General features: G+C 42.2%; 2 protein-coding genes. Both read right to left on the bottom strand.

Features of this window, described 5'->3' with window-relative positions:
- Positions 1–109: 109 nt before the first annotated feature.
- Positions 110–1,717: a Na+/H+ antiporter NhaC family protein gene (locus ACO4PX_RS09040; protein WP_485527151.1), complete on the bottom strand. Its 1,608-nt coding sequence runs from the start codon at positions 1,715–1,717 to the stop codon at positions 110–112.
- Positions 1,718–2,475: 758 nt separating this feature from the next.
- Positions 2,476–3,939, bottom strand: a complete 1,464-nt coding sequence (locus ACO4PX_RS09035) for a hypothetical protein (RefSeq protein ID WP_485572339.1) — start codon at positions 3,937–3,939, stop codon at positions 2,476–2,478.
- Between the last annotated feature and the right edge of the window lie 134 nt (positions 3,940–4,073).

The raw sequence follows: 4,073 nt of genomic DNA, 5'->3' as shown, positions 1-4,073 counted from the left end.
ATCTATAAGGGAGATGTGCAAAACACAGATCCCTATATTTGCCATTTTATCTCTTTCCTTCCCTAATTCTTCGAAAAGGAAAGTCTTTTCTCATGCTTTGTTTTGCCTCTTAGGCTTTAACTCTGCTTCTGTTCTGACTTGTCTTAATCCATAGCAAAATACCAAATAGTAACACCACACCAATCCCCAAGGGAAGCCATGGTGTCTTTAAAAATCCTGCCAAAATATAACTAATCGAGGATACCCCGGCCACCAAAAGGGCGTAGGGTAACTGGGTTTGCACGTGGTTGATATGAACGCTTTGGGCTCCGGCAGAGCTCATAATGGTGGTATCGGATATGGGAGAACAATGGTCTCCACAAACCGCTCCCGCCATGCAGGCGGACATGGAAAGAATCATCATGTTGGTATCCACATCCTGGAAAATGGCCACCACAATAGGAATCAAAATTCCAAAGGTTCCCCAAGAGGTTCCTGTAGCAAAAGCAAGGCCAATGGCAATCAGGAAAATAAATACCGGCAGGAAAGATAAGGCGGAGCCTGCACTGCTCTTTACCATCACTGCCACAAATTCCTTCGCTCCCAAGCTATCCGTCATAGCCTTCAAAGACCATGCAAAGGTTAAAATCAAGATGGCCGGCACCATCTGCTTAAAGCCCTCCGGCAGGCAGTCCATTCCTTCATTAAAGGAAAGGGCGTTTCTGCCAAAGTAGTAAAACAAGGTCACTACCAAGGCGCCAAAAGACCCAAGCACCAATCCTGTAGAAGCATCTGATTTGGAAAATGCCGTCACAAAGTCCGCACCGGTGAAAAATCCTCCGGAATAAATCATTCCCACAACACAGAAAACAATCAACGAGAAAATCGGCACCAGCATATCCAGGATATGTCCTTTTCTTCCCTCTTCCTCGGTGGCTTCCCCATAGGGACGCTCTGCTGTAGTAAACAGGTCATTCCTCTCTACCGCATTTTCCTCATGAAGCTTCATCGGACCAAAATCCACATTAAGCAAAACCAAAAAAATCAGCATACAAAGAGAAAGAAGGGCGTAGAAATTATAAGGAATGGTCTTCACAAAGAGCTTCATTCCATTTTCCCCTTCTACGAAGCCGGAAACCGCTGCCGCCCAGGAGGAAATTGGCGCAATAATACATACCGGCGCCGCCGTAGTATCAATGAGATATGCCAGCTTTGCCCTACTGATTTTGTGCTGATCCGTTACCGGACGCATCACAGAGCCCACGGTCAAGCAATTAAAGTAATCGTCAATAAAAATCAGGCAACCTAAGGCAATGGTAGCCAGCATAGAGCCCTTTCTGCTTCGGATATGCTTCTTCGTCCAATCTCCAAAGGCTTTGGAGCCTCCGGTTTTATTCATCAGCTGTACCATCATGCCTAAAATCACTAAAAAGCAAAGGATTCCCACATTCCAGGCATCGGAAAGCACATGGATAATGCCGTCCACAAATACATGATTCAGAGTCCCCTCCAAGTTATAGCCGGAATATAAAAGAGCACCGGATAAAATTCCTAAGAACAGGGAACTGTAAACCTCCTTGGTAATTAAAGCCAAGGCAATGGCAATCACCGGTGGCACCAAAGACCAGGGGGAATTCTGCACCGACTCCTTATCGGTCAAAAAAGCCGCTGCCACCAAAAATAAAAGCACAATACAGATGGAAGTCAGCGAAACAATACGATTACTTTTTTCCTTCATTCTTTTCTTTCCCTTCTTTATAAAACAAAACAGGAATACTTTACAAAAAATCATTACTTCATGCAAGTATTCCTGTTGCTTTATTCGAGGGAGCCTGTTTCTTTATCTACCAATGAAATTCAGCTTATTATGGGGATATTGAAATAAGAAAACACATCGTACAGAAAAAGCAAAATGAATAAGCCTAAAATAACCAACAATACGGTTAATAGCTTATGTTTCATCACAAAATCATATTCTCCGGGGGCGGACAAACTTGTCTTTGTAAATATTTTGAAGAATATAGAAAAAACAAACAGTCCGTAAGCTAAGCAAATATAAAAAATATCCATAGGCGTGAAATTAATAGTATTTACATAAATTCGATAGGTACATCCATATAGTTTAAGTTTAGCATATGTTTTAATTTATTTAAATATGCAAAAGAAGATTTTATAATAAAAAAATGCCATAGAAATTGATGTATCCCCTCTTTACCGGACATGCAACATGAAGAGAATATATCAATTTCTATAGCACTTCAAATATAGCGAAACTCTTATTTTATATAAATTTAGCCATTTTCAAAAATTATGGATTTAAGCTTACTAATTCTATACCATGTAGGTTTGGAAAAGGGGTAGTCTGAGCCCATCAGTACTTACTGAAAGCGAGCAAAGCGAAGCTTGAAGTTAGTACTGTTAAGTGGCGAAGCTAGCGAGAGCGTGCCCCTATCCAAACCTACATGGTATAGAATGCATTAAACATTACAATAATTTTTAAAATCCGAAATTGTCATAAAGGGAGCCTTCAGAAAGCACCTCTCCAATAACGGTTTGGATTTCTTCGATATTTTCCTTGGGGAAGAAGTCTCTGGCAAGACCAAGGGTTTCGATTTGCTCTCCCTCTCCCATACCCAGCTTCTCATAGGAAATAATGAAGTTTTTCAGATTGCTGTAGGCGTCACTAACGGAGAGATTCCGGTTCTCCATCAAAATTTTCCCAAGAGCCTGCAGATATTTTCCTTCCAAAAGAACCTTTGCAGCCTCGGCACGAATTTCCTTTTCTTCCTTTCCCTTTGGCGCAATATACCAGCATTCATCCTTCTCCCAGCCGTACTGCATCACCAGTTTTCCGGTCATGTCTCTATAGTACTGGAACTGTCCTGCATCATCCACTACCAGGAAGCCGTTTTCTGCCTTCTTCAAAAGATTTAAAAGGAGTCGTCTGTCTAAAACAGGAACACGGAAAAGACCAATGTCCTCTCCTTCATTAAAGCCTCTCTCCTGAACCTTCTTTACGATTTCCTTTGCGGCAGTTTCGGAAATTCTGTAGCAGGCATCCTCTAAAGCCAGATCCTCCACAGTTTTCCGGATAAATTCCTCACTCTTTCCCCGCCTTGCCCCAAGCTCCCACATAGCCTTGGCAAAGCCCTGGGTCTGGGCGTCAATCATTTCCTCTCGAATATTGAAAAGGTGGTGACTCAGCAGTGCCGCTTTCTTAACAGAGGAAGCCAAATCTTCTGTGCGGAGCTCAATGGCATAACGGGGACGATCTCCCTTAATACCGATACCGATGGAAGCCACATTGGGAGAATCCTTCAGGCTTTCCTGTATCCGCGGATCAGACCAGGAAATCGGTTTCTTTTCATAATTTTCCAAGACAATAAAACGAACATTGGAAAGCATACGCCATTCCTGCTTCAAGATTCTGTAAGCCGTATCCTGTCCAAGGGTATAAATTCCCACATAAACATTGATTCTGGGATTCTTCTCCAAGAAAGAACGGAATAAAGCCACATTTTCCCTTGCCTCACCGGAAGAAAGCTCTCGGTTTAGCTTATCCATATCCATAGGGATAGATGGGCGTCTTCGCATATACATGAAGAGTTCATATTTACTTTCCGGAATGCGAAGGGAGGTTCTTCCCACTTCAATAGCTGACTCAATATCCTTCTTTACGGCGGTCATCATATCCGTCAATTCTTTTCGGGCATCCGCATTTTCCGCATAGGGGCATTCCATCAGAGTCTTTAACTCTTCTCCTCCGGAATTTTTCTGTACAAGGCGGATTCGTCCCTGTTCTTTTTCCAGGAGGAGCTCAATGTTCTCTGTTTCTAACACTGTGCTTATTCTGTCGCCCTTTACAGACAACAAGTCCAAAGGTTGTTTCTCAACGGGCTCTTCCCCGTCTTCCCCGAAAACTTCCTCAGGCTTTTTAAAAATCATTTGCATTAGTGACATAAGCTCTCCCTCTCCTATACCCTAATCCACCTTTATCACAAACAGTTGAATTAGGTATTCTTTCGACATTTTTCTAAAAAATATTAGTAAGGCTCTCTGGTAATTTTATGAAAAATCTACTAATATCTTATTTA

This window comes from Oribacterium sp. (assembly GCF_057249185.1).
The sequence above is the reverse complement of the archived record's forward strand: the minus strand, read 5'-3'. Positions and strand labels throughout refer to the sequence as shown.

What these genes read in the sequence shown, in the direction of transcription:
- ACO4PX_RS09040 (WP_485527151.1), bottom strand. Translation starts at nt 1,717, where the DNA reads ATGAAGGAAAAAAGTAATCGTATTGTTTCGCTGACTTCCATCTGTATT.
- ACO4PX_RS09035 (WP_485572339.1), bottom strand. Translation starts at nt 3,939, where the DNA reads ATGTCACTAATGCAAATGATTTTTAAAAAGCCTGAGGAAGTTTTCGGG.